This window comes from Paenibacillus sp. FSL K6-1566 (genome assembly GCF_038050475.1).
GTDB lineage: Bacteria > Bacillota > Bacilli > Paenibacillales > Paenibacillaceae > Paenibacillus_AQ > Paenibacillus_AQ lactis.
This window is the reverse complement of sequence record NZ_JBBOSR010000001.1, coordinates 2,395,157-2,413,018: the sequence shown is the minus strand read 5'-3', so window position 1 is coordinate 2,413,018 and position 17,862 is coordinate 2,395,157. Positions and strand designations below refer to the sequence as shown.

Genomic DNA, 17,862 nt, shown 5'->3' with positions numbered 1-17,862 from the left:
AGCTTGCAACCGCCTATTCCATCGGTGCCGGCTCCTCGCCCTTCCGGGGCGGGACAAGATCGATCCCCCCGGGATGAAACGGGTGGCATCTGGCAATCCGTTTAGCAGCCAGCCAGGAGCCCTTCAGAGCACCGTGAACTTCGATCGCTTCAAGGGCATAGGCTGAGCAAGTCGGATAGAAACGGCAGGTCGCCGGCTTTAATGGAGAGATGAATTTCCGATAGAAGTGGATCGGAACCTTCACCACCCGGCGTGCGGTGCTCATACCTGTTGCTCCTGCTTTCCTTGGCCCTTGGCCGCCTGTCCGCCGGCATCCGCCTTGCAGCAATCGCGGCAGTAGCCGAACACCTCGAATTTGTGCTGGACGACTTGAAAATCGTCCGGCGTGTCGGTCAGCTGCATCGGACAGAACGTAATCGGGTACGTTTTCTGGCATTGCAGACAGATCATGTGATGATGGTGATGATCCTCGCTGCAGCGCCCTCTGAATTTGATGCCTTCCTCAAACACAACCTGCTCCAGCAAGCCGAGCTCATACAGGACCCGCAAATTACGATATACCGTATCAAAGCTTAGCCCGCTGTACTTCCGGCCCATATATTCATAAACGTCCTTGGCTGTCAGATAGCCCTCATGCTCTCCAAACAATTTGGCAAGCGTCTTTCGCTGATCGGTAATGCGCAGCCCATGTTCCGACATGGCGTCAATAATCTGTTCCGTCGTAAGCATACGCAAGTGACCTCCTGTTCGTGTCAACTCCCTTAATAATGCCTGAAAAAACAGCCATCGTCAATGAAAGCGGTTATCCCTCCTGCCCGAACGTCGGTTTATGGCACTACGCTTGAGCCCGCAGCTGTATCCGCCATGAAGCCGGAAAGAGGCCGTCTTCGAAACCGTTATTTACGGTTCGAAAACAGCCTCCCCTGCACCAAAGAGCGGTCATGTTAGGATCGCTGTGCCCGGTGCTAACAACATTCATCGTTACAATTTCATCATCTTATCAGGATTCGTTCTTTAACTCGGGCAGCGGCTGCACAAGGAGATTGATCGGAAGGCTGCTTCCCGGCGCTGCCGTGAAGAGAAATTCCACCGTTTCCTCGTAGCTGCCTGTTCGATACAGCACGGCTGCATCGTTCGGAGCGGATACCGCTCCATTGCTCGTATTCGGCGTTTGAATAATCTTGCCGTTGACCATCATGGCACCCATGTATTTGCCGCCGCGCGGATTCAGCGTGATCAGCGTATTCGGCGCTACGCGGTGCAGCTTGATTTTGTACAGGACGCCGAAATTGCCGGCATTGGTTGTATAGGAGCCGTTAATCCCGTCGTATCCTTCCAGGTTCGGGTCATTCGTATTGTCCCCGATCGCAAGACGCCCCGGCTTGTTGCCTACAAGCTCGTAGGATTCGATGATTCTCGTCGAATCCGCATAGGATCCCCGATTATGCACACCGTCCGGCGACTGCAAAATCAGGTGAGGCAGCTTCTGGATCGGGTCTTTCGTTTCATCGATCATGATGACATCATAACGGATCGGCGCATCCGAATACAGGTCAGCGAGCATGGAAACAACCTGCCCGTTCTTCAGCGATTGGGCGCTTAGATCCTTCAGAATTACTCTGCTCTCCCCCGGAGCCATCGTGATGGACTGATAATCGGCCGATGACTGCATGGATTCCAGGTAACGAAGCACAGCCGCCTTGCCTGTTGCGGTCGGAATATTGATCGGTCCGCCCATGCCGGAATATTCGGTTGTCAGCCTTGTCGGTAAGCTGTTGATATTGGTGGCCACGACGTACATCTTCATATTTTTCCCGGTAGCGTTCATATGATGGATCATGAACCGGGTGCTGCCGTTGCCGGTCTCCCGATAAACGATCCCTTCCTGGTACACCGTCTCCGGCGAGTTGCTGCGGATCAGCATCGTCGGCTCGGAGCTTCGGGTAATCGGCAGCAAGTCCCAAGTCGGTACCACGGAGCCGTTGAATGAATAGCTATCGCCGATATCCGTAAACAATTGGTTGAACTGGTCTTGGGTATACAATACCTCGTTCGTCACGGTAATGACCTTCTCGTACGTGCTGGTCGCGCCTTTTTTATCCGTTACGATTAACCGGACTTTGTGCGAACCCGCGGTAAAGAACGCCTTTTCGTTATTTTCCCATTTGTAAGTCAGCTCATCGCCCGGGTCCTGGTCGTAGCTCTGGTCGATATAGGTGATTTTCTCACCCATCTTGTATTGTTCTTTGTCTGTCGTGAACATGGCGACCGGCGGCGTATTCGGTGCGAGGACCTGAATATTCAGCGTGTATGGATCGCTCCACTCGCCGCTTGAATCCTGAACCGAGTAGGTGACAGGGTAGGTGCCCGGCTGGCTAAACATCTCCTCCCGTCCCTCCCAGCGCTCATCCACAATGGGAAGTCCTGTCGGGGAATAGGCATTCGTCCGATACGTAACATAGGTCTCTCCGGCATAAATTTCGGCCGGCGACACGGTGAAGGACGCGATCGGCTTCGTGCTCAGGCTGAGTATAATGCGTTTGTTCGGCTGGTCCACCTTATAGGAAATATCCAGTGCCTGCGTAATGCTTGTCAGCGGTACCATGAACGTATTGTTGCTCTGATACGCAGGTCCCTTCATCGTTCTGCGTTCTCCGTTGACGGTGTACACGCTGCTGTTCGTTTTGAACCGAAGCTCGTCGCCGCCGCGGATAATAATCGTCTCCTTCGTCTTCGCGTCATAGGTAAGCTTAAGCCCTACCCGATTGACCAGCGATCGGATCGCGACGTAGGATACCCCCCGCTTTACGGCCATCGGCTGTCCGGCCTTATACATCTTGCCGCCTTGATACATAACGTCGCTGTTCATCATCAGGATCAGATCGTTAGGACCAAGATTCGGAAGGTTAGGCACCTGGCTGCCCCCGCTGCCGTCTCCCGGCTCAGGCTGCGTGCTTCCGCCGTCGCTGCTGCCTCCGTCTCCGCTGCCGCTACGGGACAGGTCAAGAATCACTTTCTTCTCGGATTGATTAACCGTATATGGAATATCAAGCGCTTGCGTAATCGAAGTTAATGGAACCATAAACACATTGTTGGAAATATAGGCCGGCCCCTTCATCGGGCGGACCTGTCCGTTTACTTTATAATTGCTGCTCCCTGTCTTAAAGCGGAGCTCATTGCCATCCTTGATGATAATGGTTTCCTTTGTCTTATTGTCAAAAGAGAGCTTAAGACCTGCACGCTCGACCATTGCCCGTACCGCTATATAAGATACGCCTTTCTTGACGGCCATCGGCTCCCCGGCCTTATAGCGCTGTCCGTTATGGTACATCACGTCACTGTTCATCAAAAGCACAAGCTCATTCTTGGAAGCCGGCGATGTTTCGGAGGTGCTCGATATGTTCGTATCGTTCCCGGTGTTACCGGAGCTATTCCCGGTCTCTCCCGAACCGTTCCCCTCTTCCTCTGCTTGCTGCTGATTCGCTGACTGTTTACTGTCTTGCTCCGTATCAACGGATGATGAAACTCCCTCGGCTTCATCCGGAATCGAATCCGCACTTTCTTGCTGTGCTGAATCCGTTTCTATTGAATCCGTTTCGACCGACTGTTCTTCTACTGACTGCTGTTCTGGCTGTACGTCTTGCTGATCCGTCTGCTGCTGCAGGCTTTGCTCACCTTGTTCCACCGCAGTGGACTGCAGCGTCGAACCGGCGGATTGGGCCGGAGCCGTCAAATCCGGTGATGCTGCCGCTGCCGGAACGGCTGCAAATACCTGTGCCGCAGCAAGGACGGTGATCAATGAGATTCTTCTGAAGTTCATCCTCTACTCCTTTAAAACTGCTTTATAGTCTCTACTGTCTCTATCAGACATACTATTAGACGCCATAAATCCTGAAAAGTTGCTATAAATGGTCAGGATAATAGTAAAACCGGAGCCCCCTCCAGGAGGATAGCTCCGGTTTTTCACGTGATTTAACGTTAATTATCGTGATTTAACGGTTTGCAACGTTCTGGTTATAGCTCCAGCCCAGCGGATAAGTCTCGCTGATTCCGACCGGGAGCCTGCCGCCCGGCTTTAGCTTACCGAGAAGCACATCCGCAGCGGCTTGCATGTAGTACGGTGTATTTTCATACGTGCACAAATACGCAGGAACCGGCGGGAGATCGATAAGATCGTACGGGTTGCGGGTCGCAACGACGATCAACGTTACGCCTTCGAGCGCGGACAGCCGCTCCACCAGCTTCTTCTGCCCCTCCGGAAGACGACTCTCGGAGGTATACGTAGCGACTACGATCTGCGTATAACCGCTCACCGCTTGAAGCGCCTGCTCTACCTCTTCATCGGTCATATTGGTGCCGACGCGCACATCATCCGCCTGGACCCCTCTACTTCTAAGCGCGTTGCCCAGCGTATAGCTCTTGCTCCATGCCTCATCAACCTGGGTTGCCTTAAGCAGCTCCGGCCAGATCACCGCTACTGGCTCCTCCGCCTGCAGCGGCAGCTGTCCCTCGTCCTTGACAAGCGTAATGCCTCTACCTGCAATATCGAACAGCAGCTGCTTCGTCTCCTCGCTCACCCGGGCTACGGGCTGAACCGGCAGCTCGGCTGCCAGCTTGGCATTACGCTCCTTCAAAGCCAGGATCCGGCCCACGGCAGCATCGATTTGCGCCATCGGAATTCTTCCGCTCCGGACAGCCTCGATGACAGCTGTAATCGCCGCGGTCTGCTCCGAGAGCGTATGGCTGACGAGCACACAGTCCGCCCCGGCCTGGATCGCGCGGATGGCGCCTTCCGGTATGCCGTATTCTTTGGAAATGGCGTGCATTTCCAGGCAATCGGTTACGATCAGTCCTTCGAAGCCCAGCTCCTCCCGGAGCAGTCCGGTCAACACCGCGCGGGACAAGGTGGCTGGCAGATCGCTCGGCTCAATCGCCGGAAAGCTGACATGGGCCGTCATAATCGCGTCTACCCCATGCTTGATCGCTTGGATGAACGGATACAGCTCCACCCGGTTCAAGCGCTCTCTGTCATGCGGAACCGACGCTCTGCCCAGATGGGAATCGACGCTCGTATCGCCGTGCCCGGGAAAATGCTTGGCCGTAGCGGATACGCCTTCTTCCTGATATCCTCTGATACTTGCCGCGCCAAGGGCTGCCACCGCTTCAGGATCCTCGCCGAAGGAACGCACCCCGATGACCGGATTGCGCGGATTATTGTTAACATCAAGGCAAGGGGCGAAGTTCATGTTTACGCCGAGGGAGCGCAGCTCGCGGGCTCCGATCCTTGCCACCTCATAGCAATCCTCCACGCTGCCTGAAGCGCCGAGCGCCATATTTCCAGGAATGCGGCTGATCCCGTCATGGTCAATGCGGGCAACCATGCCGCCCTCCTGGTCGATTGAAATCAACAGCGGGATGCTCTGCTTCTCCGCGGCCATGCGCTGGAGGGCTTCCGACAGCTCCGCAAGCTGCGGCAGGGTCTCCACATTGCGGCGGAAATAACAGATGCCGCCGATCTGATGCTGTTCGATCAATACTCTGGCATGCTCATTCGGTGTCAGCGCATTGAATCCGCAAATGAACATTTGTCCAACTTTTTGCTCCAAGGTTAAATCTGCTGCAGTCCACTTCATCGATTACGTACCTACTTTCTCTCATATTAGGGACTTCGCAGGCTAAGATGAAATCGAGCGCATGATGCATGAGCTGCCTGCAGCGTCCAGAATAAGTTCATACCGTTGCTTTGCCGGACATTTCCCGGAATTCGGACGGGGTCATGCCGGTCGCTTTCTGAAACACCTTCGTGAAATAGCGCCGCTCATGATAACCGACAAAGGAGCCGATCTGGGCAATGTTCTTATCACTGTTCACGAGGAGGAACTTGGCCGCCTCCATCCGCTGCTTCGTCAAATATTCGACAAAGGTCAGCCCCACGTGATTCTTGAACAGCAGGCAAAAGTAACTCGAGCTGATGCCCAAATGCTCCGAGAGCTCTTCAATGCCCAGGTCCTGCCCCATATTGGTATTGATATATTCCAGGGCGGAAGCGACCAGCTGCTCGGGCGTCTTCTTGGCGGTCTCCGGCCCCGGAACATCGTCGATCAGCGAAACGGTGCTGTAATACTTCTCTTTCGCCCTCTTCTTACGGATTTCCTCCCCGATCTCGCGCACCTTATTTTCCAGCTCGCCATAATGGATCGGTTTGCTGATATAATCCTTGACGCCGAGCTTAATCGCTTCCCTGGCATACTCGAATTCCTGATAGCCGGTAAGCAGTATGATTTCCGCGCGGCTCCCCTCTTCCCGAATTTTCGAAATGAATGTCAGGCCGTCCATCACGGGCATCCGAATGTCCGACAAAATCAGATCCGGCGTATACTGTTCGGCGATTTCCAATGCTTCCGTCCCGCTGCGGGCCAAACCGATCACCTTCATGCCCATCTCCTCCCACGGGAGCACCCTGTTCAGATTGTTCAAGATCGGAGCCTCGTCATCGACCAATAATACCTTCAACACGCTGCCCTTCCCCCCTATCATAATTGGGTATGACACATTGTATAACGGTGCCGCCGGGACGGCTCGAGCAGATAAACAGACCGTAATAATCGCCGTACTGAATGCGTATGCGGTCTGCTACGCTTCGCAGTCCAAGCCCGCGGCGTTCCTGATTCACCTTCAAATTCTGCAGCTTCGCCTGCTGCGACATCGAATCGTCATGCACCATATATTCAAACATCGACAGCTGCTCCGGGGTCATTCCAAGCCCGTTGTCCTCCACCCGGATGATAACATTGCCGAGTTCCTTCCATGCCGATATCCGGATGAGTCCCTTGTACGAGATTCCTTCAAATCCGTGCTGGATGCTGTTCTCCACCAGCGGCTGCAGCGTCAGCTTGAGGATGCGGCTGTGCATCAGCTCCTTCGGAATGTCGATTTCATAGTCGAACACATCCTCGAACCTGAACTTCTGGATCTCCAGATAGCTCTGCAGATGCTTGATCTCTTCCTCCAAAGTAATTTCTTCCTTGCCTTGTATGCTGATGCGCAGGATGCTCGCCAGCCGGTATACCATCTCGCTCACTTTGCGGCCTTCGTTTTGGATGGCAAGCACATTGATGGACTCCAGGGTGTTGAACAGGAAATGCGGCTTGATCTGCGCCTGCAGCACCCGCATCTCCGCTTCCGTCTTCTGCCGCTGCTCCTTCTTCACCTGCACGAACAGATCGTTGATCCGGTTCATCAGATTGTTAAAGCCTTTGGAGAGCAGCAGAAGCTCATCCTCGCCCTTCTCCTCGACTCTCGCATTCAGGTCTCCGTCCTCGACCCGGCGCATAAACCGGACAATGACGGCAATTGTCCCTGTAATCCGGTTCATGAACAGCCGGTTAAAGACGATTGCGGTGACAAGGCAAACGCCCATAATCACGAAGAACCACTTGGCAAACGACGTTACTTCCTGGGACAACGAGTTCCAATCGGTGAAGGAGACCAGATTCCAGCCGTAATCATTCAGGTGGTAAATGGAAACGATGTGCTCCTTCCCGTTGAACTTGGCCTTAAAGCTCTGGTAGCCTTGCTTGAACTCGACCTTATGCTTCATGTATTGTTTGATATTTTGTCCGTCCATGCTGTTCTCCGGATCAAACAGAACCAGTCCTTCATTATTCACGAGCATGAACGAGGTGTTTTGCAGATTGTTAGGTATCGTTAAATTGCGAAAGATCTCCTCGAACTCCCACTTCTTGATCTGGACGACCAATATGCCGAGCTTGCGCAGCGTCGTCACATCTTTGATCAGCCGAATCTGGGTAAATACCGGCTCTTCGCCTGTCAGCTCCTGAAATTCATGCGGGGCTAGCCACATGGGTCTTCCATTCAGCGCCACCACTTCATCATATAACGGGCTGCTCTTAAACTGGTCATACGGAAGCGTTCGGAAATTCTCTTTGCTGAAGATCGGAATCGGGGGAGACTCCCGGTTGAAATGATACAAAAAGGCATAGCTGATCGCAGGGTGGTTATATAGTAGATTTCGGAAGCTGCGCTGCCGGTCGTTCAATTTAAGCTGCTCCGCATTGGACTCCTTAATCAGGTTCTGATCGTTCGGATCCTTCGCATTCAGCGCCATTGCGAACACGGAGGTGGCAATCCCGTTGTCCGTGACGTATTCCATCTCCTTGAATACATTCAGAATGCTGTAGCTGATCGCCTTAAGCGAATATTCGGCTTGCTGGCTGTATTTTTCCTCAATCGAGTTATAGGTAATAAAAAAAGTAAATAGGCCCAGCAAAAACAACGGAATGATAATGAGTCCCAAAAAAGCCGTAAACAATTTGTTCCGCAGATTCATACGCATGCTCCCGCTTTCGTATTACCCCTTCACGCTTCCCGCGGTGACCCCTTCAATGATCTTCTCTTGAAGAATCGCATAGATGATCAGAACCGGCAGAACACTGAACACGATCCCCGCCGACATTTGGGCGTAGTTCATATTGTAAGCGTCCCTGAAACCGACCATCCCGACTGGAAGTGTTCGCAACTCGTCATTGGACAAGAAATAGTTAGCAAGCAAAAATTCGTTCCAATTCCCCAAGAAATTAATGATAAACACGGTTACGATAGCCGGAACGGTCAGAGGCAAGATAATTCTAGCAAACAAGCCCCCAGACCTCAATCCATCGATGACGGCGGCTTCCTCGATTTCTCCGGGCAGCGAGCGCATGAAGGCCGCAAGAATGATTACGGAGAAGGGAATCGCATTAGCCACGTAAGGCAGAATGAGCGCCATATGCGTATTCAGAATGTCCAATTGACGCATGATGCCATAGATCGGCAGCATCAAGGAGTTGTTCGGAATAAGCATGCCCAGCAGGATGCACTGAAAGAGGATGGCGCTGATCCGGTTGTAACGCATACGCGTAATGGCAAAGGCCAGCATCGCCGCGAACAGGATCGACAAGCATGCGGACAGCACGCCGATATACAAGCTGTTCCAGAAATACGTGCTGATCTTCGCGTTCACCCAAGCATTGACATAATTGTCGAGCACGAAGGTGTCGGGCAGCCCGAACGGATTGGCCGCAATCGACTGGTTATCCGTCTTTACCGACGAGAACAGAACGAACAGGAACGGATACAAAATGACGAGCAGGTAAGCCATCAGGAAAATATGCGGGATCAGTTTCTTCATCGCTCTCATTTAGTATTCAATCCTTTCGTTGCGGCGTGCGATCAGTACCTGATAGAGCGCGGTAATGATCATCGTAAAGACGAAGATCAGAACGGCAATCGAATTGCCGAAGCCGTGCTTAAAGCTCGTAATGGCATAACGGATCATATAGGTTGCCATGACGTCCGTCGAGCCGGCCGGCCCGCCCTTGGTCATTACCAGGATAATATCGGCTGCTTTCATCGCCCCGGCGATCGACAGCATGATGACAACGGAGATGATCGGCATAACCAAAGGGAGCGTAATTTTCATGGCTCGCTGCCAGCCGGTGGCCCCGTCGATTGCCGCCGCCTCATCCAGCTCCTTGGGAATGGAGATGATTGCGGCCAGCACCATCACAATGTAGAAGCCGGTCCATTGCCAAGCGTTTGTGATCAAGATCGAGAGCATCGCCCAGTTTTTGTCGGACAGCCAGTAGATCGGCTCCACGCCAAACAGCCCGAGGAGTTGATTCATCAAGCCGAAGTCCGGATTATAAATGAAGCCCCACAGAATGCCGATGACGGCCGTCGACATGATCGACGGAGCGAATACGGCGGTTTTGTACAGTCCTTTCAACCGCTTCACATTGGCGATAAGGAGCGAGAAGATGACGATCAGCGGAACCTGGACCAAACATGAGAAAAGAATGAAATAGACATTGTTCTTAACCGATTTCCAGAACGCGACGTCCGACATGGCCGTAGCATAGTTATCGAATCCAATATACTTCACGTCCTTGGAAATGCCGTTCCAGCTCGTAAAGCTGTTGTCAATCGCCGTATAGATCGGGTAAATGAAAAAAGCCAGGAACAGGATGAATGCCGGCAGGACGAACAAGATGTAGATCAGAGGATTTCTCAGCGCTTTATTCATAGTAACCTCCGTATTGATGTCTGTCGTTTAGGCGAAAAGGCACCCCCATGACAGCGGGTAGTGCCTTGACTCGCCTGCACTTGATTATTCCTCCGCAGCGTTGGCTGCTTCTTGCGCCGCTTGAACGTTCTCCAGCATCTTCTGAGCGTCAAGCTCGCCGCCGATTACCTGCTGGATGCCCATGCTCAGCGCGGTGTTCACGTCAGCCTGCACGAGCGCGTCAAAGGCAGGGAAGGATTTGCCGATCTCGCTGACCCCCTTGAAAATATCCTGCATAAGCGGATCGTCGGACGTCGAGTTCATCGTTTCCAGATCCATTTTCATTGCCGGAAGCACACCGTCTTCCTTCAGACCGCGCAGCTGCATTTCATCGGTCCACATGTTCTTGATAAATTCCTTGACGGCCTGCAGCTTACGCGGATCATTGGCCACTTCGGCCGAGAAGCCGTAACCGTTATTCGCATCCTGCATGACGACGACAGGGTCGCCCGCATTTACAGGCGGCAGGTTGAAATAACCGATCTTGCCGACCATATCGCCAGCCTGCTCCGGATCACGGAATACCGAGTTGGCCCATGAGCCGTCCATCATCATGATAGCTTCGCCGGAGAGAATCTGGTTTCTCATGTCCGCATACTCGAATCCGAGCTCGCCCTTCTTGAAATAACCTTTCTCCACCCATTCCTGATGCTTCTTCACGCCTTCGACCACTTTCGGATCGGTCCACTTCGTTTCGCCGGTCTTGAAGCCGTACGTCACTTCCGGTCCTGCGTAGTAGCTCCACAGGTTGTTGGTAGTCATCAGCGGAATCCACGCGTCCTTCGAGGATTGCGCAAACGGAATTTTGCCGTCCGCCTTGATCGCTTCCGCGATTTGCTCCAGCTCGGCCAGCGATTTCGGAACGGAGAGGCCTTTCTGCTCGAAATATTCTTTGTTATAGAAAATACCTTCGATGGAGCCACCGATCGGCAATCCGTAGATTTTGCCATCGTGGGTGAAAGGATCCAGCGTCGTAAATTTGTCTTTAATGCCAAGCTCGTCAAGGATTGGCGTCAGATCGAGCATCAGCCCTTCCTTTGCATATACGCCTGCGTCCGGGCTTCCGAACACATCGAACACTTCCGGCGGCTTGCCGGCGGCCATCTCGCCTCTAAGCTTCTCTTTGCGGTTCACCTCCGAATCGACGGCATCCAGCTTGATCTTCAGGCCAGGCACCGCCGCCTCGGTTTTGCTGACGACGTCGTTCAGCAGCGCAAGACGGAATTTCTTGGATTCGCCCACTTGCGTGTGGCGGATCGTAATCTCAAACGGTTCGTTGCCCGCTGCACCGCCCGTACCGCCTGACGGCTTCTCGGCTCCCTTGCCTCCGCAAGCGGACAACAGCGCAGACGAGACGAATAGAAGCGACATGAGTAATGCCAGACCCTTTTTCTTCATTGTCTTTGACCCTCCAAAAGGTTTGTTTGTTTTTGTTACATCTTCATTATAGAAAGCGATTCCATTCTCCGATAGGTCGACATTATTCTATCTTAGGGATAAAATCTTCCACAAAAAACAGTGACCCTTCCATATTCAGGAAAGGTCACTGTCATTTATCTTAACACATTATGTGGCATTAATTCTGCTATAAAGGGATACCGGACTAAGCAGCACCTCAGATAACTTCTCCAATCAACCGGTATGCGCGCGCCACTTCCTCCTCTGTCGGCGAAGGCACGCCTTCCAGCGGATAGGCCATCCCAAGCTCCTTCCACTTGTACACGCCCATTTGGTGATACGGCAGGATTTCGAATTTATCCACGCCCTTAAGCGTGCGTATAAACTGCCCCAGATCGGCAAGATCTTCCTCTTCGTCGTGGATGCCCGGAACGAATACATGCCTGATCCACATCTTTTTTCCGTGGTCCGACAACCATCTGGCCATCTTCAGCGTGCGCTCATTGGATTTGCCTGTAAGCGCGATATGCTTGTCGTCGCGAATATGCTTAAGGTCCAGCAGCACAAGGTCTGTATAATCCAGCAGCTCCGCAATTTTATCCGGTTCGTTGTACCCGTTACTGTCCAAGGCCGTATGCAAGTTCCAGCGTTTCTTCACTTCCTTGAACAATTCGGCCACGAACGGGTATTGCAGCGTCGGCTCCCCGCCGGAAACCGTCAGCCCTCCGCCTGAACCGCGGTAATAGCTTAAATACGGCTCGATCTCCCGGCATACCTCCTCCACCGTCATCTCCTGACCTTCGTGCAACCCCCACGTGTCCGGGTTATGGCAGTATTGGCATTTTAACAGGCAGCCCTGCATGAAGAGCACGAAGCGGATACCCGGACCGTCCACCGTTCCGAACGTTTCTATGGAGTGTACATGGCCTTTCAGCATGGGGCATCATCCTTTCTGTATCCGCTTTGTCATTCGGGACATTCTCCCGCTGCTCGTGTTCCGGCTCTACCGGCCAAGTTTCGTATTATGCCTTTATCGCCTATCATCACATCGAACCGTGGAAGGTCCGGTTGATGACATCCAGCTGCTGCTCGCGGGTAAGCTTGACGAAGTTGACCGCATATCCGGATACGCGCACCGTCAGCTGCGGGTAGTTCTCCGGATGCTCCATCGCGTCGATCAGCTGCTCTCTGTCGAATACGTTGACGTTCAAGTGGTGGGCGTCATCGCCAAAGTATCCGTCCAGCATCGCTACGAGATTGCGGATGCGGGTATCGGCGTCCTTGCCCAGCGCCTTCGGCACGATCGAGAACGTATTCGAGATACCGTCGAGGCTGTCCTCGTACGGGAGCTTTGCAACCGACGTCAGCGAGGCGAGCGCTCCCTTCTTGTCGCGGCCGTGCATCGGATTCGCCCCTGGCGCGAACGGTTCGCCCGCTTTGCGACCGTCCGGCGTCGTTCCCGTTTTCTTCCCGTAAACGACGTTCGACGTAATGGTCAGCACCGACTGCGTCGGCATGGCATCCCGGTATGCCTTGTGCTTGCGGATCATGCTCATAAACGATTCCACCAGCTCCACCGCGATGCTGTCCACCTGGTCATCGTTGTTGCCGTAGCAAGGGAAGTCCCCCTCGATCTCGAAATCCACGGCAATCCCCTGCTCATTTCGAATCGGCTTAACCTTCGCGTGCTTGATGGCGCTCAGCGAATCCGCCGCTACGGACAGGCCGGCGATCCCGCATGCCATCGTCCGTAAAATATCCCGGTCATGCAGCGCCATCTCGATCCGTTCATAGCTGTATTTGTCATGCATATAGTGGATGACGTTCAGCGTATTCATATAAAGCTTCGCCAGCCATTCCATCATCGGCTTGAACCGCTTCATGACCTCGTCGTAGCTGAGAACCTCGGCCGTGATCGCCGGATATTCCGGGCCGACCTGGGCGCCGCTCTTCTCGTCCTTGCCGCCGTTAATGGCATATAGCAGCGCTTTGGCCAAGTTCGCCCTTGCGCCGAAGAATTGCATTTGCTTGCCGATTCGCATCGCCGAAACGCAGCAGGCGATCCCGTAGTCATCCCCGTAAATCGGGCGCATCAGATCATCGTTCTCGTATTGGATCGAGCTGGTTTCGATCGAAACCTTGGCGCAATATTTCTTGAAGGCTTCCGGCAGCATCTCGGACCATAGGACAGTCAGGTTCGGTTCCGGAGCAGGTCCCAGATTATACAGGGTATGCAGGAAGCGGAAGCTGTTCTTCGTCACGCGGGTAACGCCGTTTACGGACATGCCGCCGATCGATTCCGTCACCCAAGTCGGATCTCCGCTGAACAGTTCATTGTAGTCCGGCGTACGCAGGAATTTTACGATACGCAGCTTCATGACAAAATGGTCCACCAGCTCCTGAGCCGTCTCTTCCGTCAGCTTGCCCTCGGCGAGATCGCGCTCGATGTAAATATCAAGGAAGGAAGATACCCTGCCAAGCGACATCGCGGCCCCGTTCTGCTCCTTGATCGCCGCCAGATAGCCGAAATACAGCCACTGGAACGCTTCCTTCGCCGTATTGGCCGGTTTGGAGATGTCATAACCGTGCATGGCCGCCATTTCCTTCAGCTCTTTCAGCGCCCGGATCTGCTCCGACAGCTCTTCGCGCAGACGGATAACCGGCTCATCCATCGCGTCCACTTCAAGCTCGGCCAGCTCCCTAAGCTTATCCTGCACAAGCGCGTCGACTCCGTACAAGGCCACTCGGCGGTAGTCCCCAATAATGCGTCCGCGTCCGTAAGCATCCGGAAGGCCGGTGATGATTCCGGCTTTGCGCGCTGCCCGCATTTCGGAAGTGTATGCATCGAACACACCCTGGTTATGGGTTTTGCGGATATGGGTAAACATATCCACGATGCCCTGCGGCATTTCAAAGCCGTACGCATTACATGCGTCAATCATCATCCGGATGCCGCCGAACGGCTGAATCGAGCGCTTGAACGGCTCATCGGTCTGAAGTCCGACGATCTTCTCCTTCTCTTTGTCCAAATATCCCGGCTGATGGGAGGTGATCGTCGACGGCGTATTCACATCAACGTCCAGCACCCCTCCGGCCTCACGTTCCCTGCGGGTTAAATCGGATACGATGTCCCAGAGAGCCTTTGTGTTATCCGTCGGCCCGGCAAGAAACTCCTCGTTCCCCTCATAAGGCGTTATGTTTCTGGCAATAAAATCGTTGACGTCGACTCTCCTATTCCATTTCCCTGACTTAAAACCTCTCCAGCCTGCATACTGCTCCATCACCGACATTTCGAATCCCTCCTAGTTTTAAGCTGCGGCCTGCGGCAATACGCCGGGAACCCTCCGCACCGCGGGAAGTCTCTGGCTTTCAGATTCAAGCCCTTAAATGTGATTTATTTCACTAATTGAGGCGCGCCGGTTCCGTCTTTTGCCCGCAAGCTGCATTTGTAAAGATCCGAGATTCATCTCGCTTATTTTGTACACCCTTATTGTAACCCTGGTGGATCTTTACATCTGTGATATAAGTCACAAGGATGCAGCTTTTCGTGACTTTTATCACCCAAATTTGCAGGCCGGGGTTGGAAACAAATATGCAGCCTTCTGCTATCGGCTGACGTGGCCGGCAGAAGGCTGCATCCATCCCTCTAGGGTTTACTTACCCTTCGTCTCGTATGGTTAAAACCGTCCATAGAACGCGTTGCGATATACATCCGCAAGCTCCGATACGAGCGGCAGCTTCGGATTGCTCGTCGTACACTGGTCCTCAAACGCACGGTCGGCTAGCTCGTCGACGCGATTCTCGAAATCCTGTGGATCAATGCCAAGCTGCTGGAACGATTCTTCGATGCCGAGCTTGGCATTCAATTCCCGAATCGCAAGGATCAGACTATTGACGCCCTCCTCCGTCGTCCTAGCCGGCAGACCGAGAATCCGAGCGATCTCGGCATACCGCTGATCAGCCACAAAATGGGTATATTTCGGCCAAGCGGCGAATTTTGTCGGCTTCTTCGCATTGTAGCGGATGACGTGCGGCATAAGGATCGCATTCGTCCGGCCATGTGCGGTATGGTACTGACCGCCCCATTTATGCGCAAGGCTGTGGTTGATGCCCAGGAACGCATTGGCGAAGGCCATGCCGGCCAGCGTCGAGGCATTATGCATTTTTTCCCGGGCCAGCTTGTCGCCGGTAAGCGCCGATTGCTCCAGATACTGGAATACGAGCTGAATGGCCTTGATGGCAAGCCCATCCGTATAATCGTTCGCCATGATCGAGACATAGGCTTCGATGGCATGCGTCAGCACGTCCATGCCGGTGTCGGCGACGGCGGTCTTCGGCAGCGTGTAGACAAATTCCGGATCAATGATCGCCACATCCGGCGTCAGCTCGTAATCGGCTAGCGGGTATTTGGTGTGCCCGGAAACTTTATCCGTGATTACGGCGAAGCTCGTGACCTCCGAGCCTGTGCCCGATGTGGTGGGAATGGCAACGAACTTCGCTTTCTGGCCAAGCTTCGGATACTTATACACCCGTTTGCGGATATCCATAAATTTCTGCTTCAGATCTTTGAAATCGGCATCCGGGTGCTCATAGAACAGCCACATCGCTTTCGCCGCATCCATCGGCGAACCGCCGCCGAGAGCAATGATGCAGTCTGGCTGGAACCTGTTCAGCATTTCGGTTCCCCGTTCAACCGTAGTCGTTGAAGGATCCGGTTCGACCTCCGAGAACACCTCGATCGATACGGGCGCTCTTCGCTGCCGCAAGTAATGCTCAACCCGCTCCACGTACCCGAGCTTCACCATCATCGGGTCGGTGATAATGGCAATGCGCGATATGCCCGGCATTTTGGCAAGATACTGGGTGGAGCCTTTTTCGAAGTATATTTTATCCGGGACTTTAAACCACTGCATATTCACGGTTCTGCGGTTCACCCTTTTCACGTTGATCAGATTAACGGCCGTTACGTTGGAAGAGGTTGCGTTGCGGCCATACGATCCGCACCCCAGCGTCAGGGATGGAAGATTCGTATTGTAGATATCCCCGATTCCGCCCTGCGAGGACGGCTGGTTCACCAGAATGCGGCAGGTTTTCATGCGGCTCGAGAACGCCCGGATCACATCCTCATTATGCGAATGAATGACGGACGTATGTCCCATCCCTCCGAAGGCGACCATTTCCTCCGAACGTTTGATGCCTTCCTGCGCGTTTTTGACACGGTAGCACGCCAGCACAGGGCTCAGCTTCTCCGCGGACAGGGGATAGCCCGGCCCGACGCCGTCCAGCTCGGCTACCAGAATCTTGGTGCCTGCCGGGACATCAAGGCCGCATTGCTCGGCAATCTTAACCGCCGGCTGACCGACGATCGCAGAATTGACCGCGCATTTGTCGGATATCATGGCCTTAGCCGACAGCTTCACGGTTTCTTCCTTGTTCATAAAATAGCAGCCGGCCGCCATCATTTTCTTCTTCACTTGCTCAAACACGGGCTCCTCGATAATGACAGCCTGCTCCGACGCGCAAATCATCCCGTTGTCGAACGTCTTCGATAAAATCAGGTCATTCACGGCCTGGTCGAGATCCGCCGACTTCTCGATAAAGCACGGCACGTTTCCCGGACCGACGCCGAGTGCCGGCTTGCCGCAGCTGTAAGCCGCTTTTACCATGGCGGAACCGCCGGTTGCCAATATGCACGCCACGTCCGGATGATGCATTAAAGCATGGGTCTTCTCCATGGACGGCTCCTCAATCCATTGAATGCAATCCGCCGGGGCTCCATGCTTACGCGCGGCCTCCAGCAAAATGGCAGCAGCCTCCCGGCTGCAAGCCTGTGCCGACGGATGGAATCCGAAAATGATCGGGTTGCGCGTCTTGATCGAAATCAGTGCTTTGAAGATGGTGGTTGAGGTAGGGTTCGTTACGGGGGTGATCCCCATGATGATCCCGATCGGCTCGGCGATCTTTTGGAACTGGTCGTACGGGTTATCCTCTATCACGCCCACCGTTTTGTCGTATTTAATATTGTTATGGATGTACTCTGTTGCAAACAGGTTTTTGATGATCTTGTCTTCGTATACGCCGCGTCCGGTTTCTTCGACCGCCATTTTTGCCAGCTGCATATGCTTCTCGAGCCCGGCCATCGCCATCGCATGCACGATTCGGTCGACCTGTTCTTGGTCCAGCTCCATAAACTGCGCTTGAGCCCGGTTCGCCCGGTCGATTAAGCCCTGTACGTATTGTTCAGCCGTTTGTTCTTTGACTTTGGTTTCTGCGGATGCTTTGGTTTCTCCAGATGCTTTGCTTACAGCCATCTCTCTCATCCTCCCATGATTTTCTGTTTG

At 53.6% G+C, this 17,862-nt stretch carries 12 protein-coding genes; all 12 read right to left on the bottom strand.

What is annotated here, in order from left to right:
* Nucleotides 1–13: 13 nt before the first annotated feature.
* The 12 genes from yidD to adhE all read right to left on the bottom strand — a co-directional run bounded on the left by yidD (nucleotide 14) and on the right by adhE (nucleotide 17,832).
* The gene (yidD, locus tag NST08_RS10350) at nucleotides 14–265 is read right to left on the bottom strand and encodes a membrane protein insertion efficiency factor YidD (protein WP_007129696.1); all 252 of its coding nucleotides are present in this window, start codon (nucleotides 263–265) and stop codon (nucleotides 14–16) included.
* Nucleotides 262–729, bottom strand: a complete 468-nt coding sequence (locus NST08_RS10345) for a Fur family transcriptional regulator (RefSeq protein WP_341341727.1) — start codon at nucleotides 727–729, stop codon at nucleotides 262–264. Before NST08_RS10345 ends, yidD begins: the two co-directional genes overlap by 4 nt.
* Nucleotides 730–1,000: 271 nt before the next feature.
* A complete protein-coding gene (locus NST08_RS10340; protein WP_028403699.1) occupies nucleotides 1,001–3,820 on the bottom strand; it encodes a stalk domain-containing protein in 2,820 nt (939 codons plus the stop codon).
* 172 nt (nucleotides 3,821–3,992) lie between these two features.
* A complete protein-coding gene (locus tag NST08_RS10335) occupies nucleotides 3,993–5,633 on the bottom strand; it encodes a glycoside hydrolase family 3 protein (RefSeq protein ID WP_028403700.1) in 1,641 nt (546 codons plus the stop codon).
* Between the two features lie 97 nt (nucleotides 5,634–5,730).
* Nucleotides 5,731–6,516: a response regulator transcription factor gene (locus NST08_RS10330; protein ID WP_007129692.1), complete on the bottom strand. Its 786-nt coding sequence runs from the start codon at nucleotides 6,514–6,516 to the stop codon at nucleotides 5,731–5,733.
* Entirely contained in the window at nucleotides 6,491–8,350 is a 1,860-nt protein-coding gene (locus tag NST08_RS10325; RefSeq protein WP_210094694.1) for a cache domain-containing sensor histidine kinase, read from the bottom strand. The genes NST08_RS10330 and NST08_RS10325 overlap by 26 nt, the downstream gene beginning before the upstream one ends.
* A gap of 21 nt (nucleotides 8,351–8,371) precedes the next feature.
* Nucleotides 8,372–9,199, bottom strand: coding sequence for a carbohydrate ABC transporter permease (locus NST08_RS10320; protein ID WP_007129690.1), 828 nt, complete (start codon nucleotides 9,197–9,199; stop codon nucleotides 8,372–8,374).
* On the bottom strand, nucleotides 9,200–10,084 hold the full coding sequence (locus tag NST08_RS10315) for a carbohydrate ABC transporter permease (RefSeq protein ID WP_007129689.1): 885 nt from the start codon (nucleotides 10,082–10,084) through the stop codon (nucleotides 9,200–9,202). It abuts the gene before it with no gap.
* Nucleotides 10,085–10,168: 84 nt separating this feature from the next.
* Nucleotides 10,169–11,521 (bottom strand): ABC transporter substrate-binding protein, encoded by a 1,353-nt coding sequence (locus NST08_RS10310; RefSeq protein WP_007129688.1) that lies wholly within the window; start codon nucleotides 11,519–11,521, stop codon nucleotides 10,169–10,171.
* A gap of 217 nt (nucleotides 11,522–11,738) precedes the next feature.
* Nucleotides 11,739–12,458: a pyruvate formate-lyase-activating protein gene (gene pflA, locus NST08_RS10305; RefSeq protein WP_007129687.1), complete on the bottom strand. Its 720-nt coding sequence runs from the start codon at nucleotides 12,456–12,458 to the stop codon at nucleotides 11,739–11,741.
* Between the two features lie 106 nt (nucleotides 12,459–12,564).
* On the bottom strand, nucleotides 12,565–14,811 hold the full coding sequence (gene pflB / locus NST08_RS10300) for a formate C-acetyltransferase (RefSeq protein ID WP_285852556.1): 2,247 nt from the start codon (nucleotides 14,809–14,811) through the stop codon (nucleotides 12,565–12,567).
* Between the two features lie 387 nt (nucleotides 14,812–15,198).
* Nucleotides 15,199–17,832 (bottom strand): bifunctional acetaldehyde-CoA/alcohol dehydrogenase, encoded by a 2,634-nt coding sequence (adhE, locus tag NST08_RS10295; RefSeq protein WP_341341726.1) that lies wholly within the window; start codon nucleotides 17,830–17,832, stop codon nucleotides 15,199–15,201.
* Between the last annotated feature and the right edge of the window lie 30 nt (nucleotides 17,833–17,862).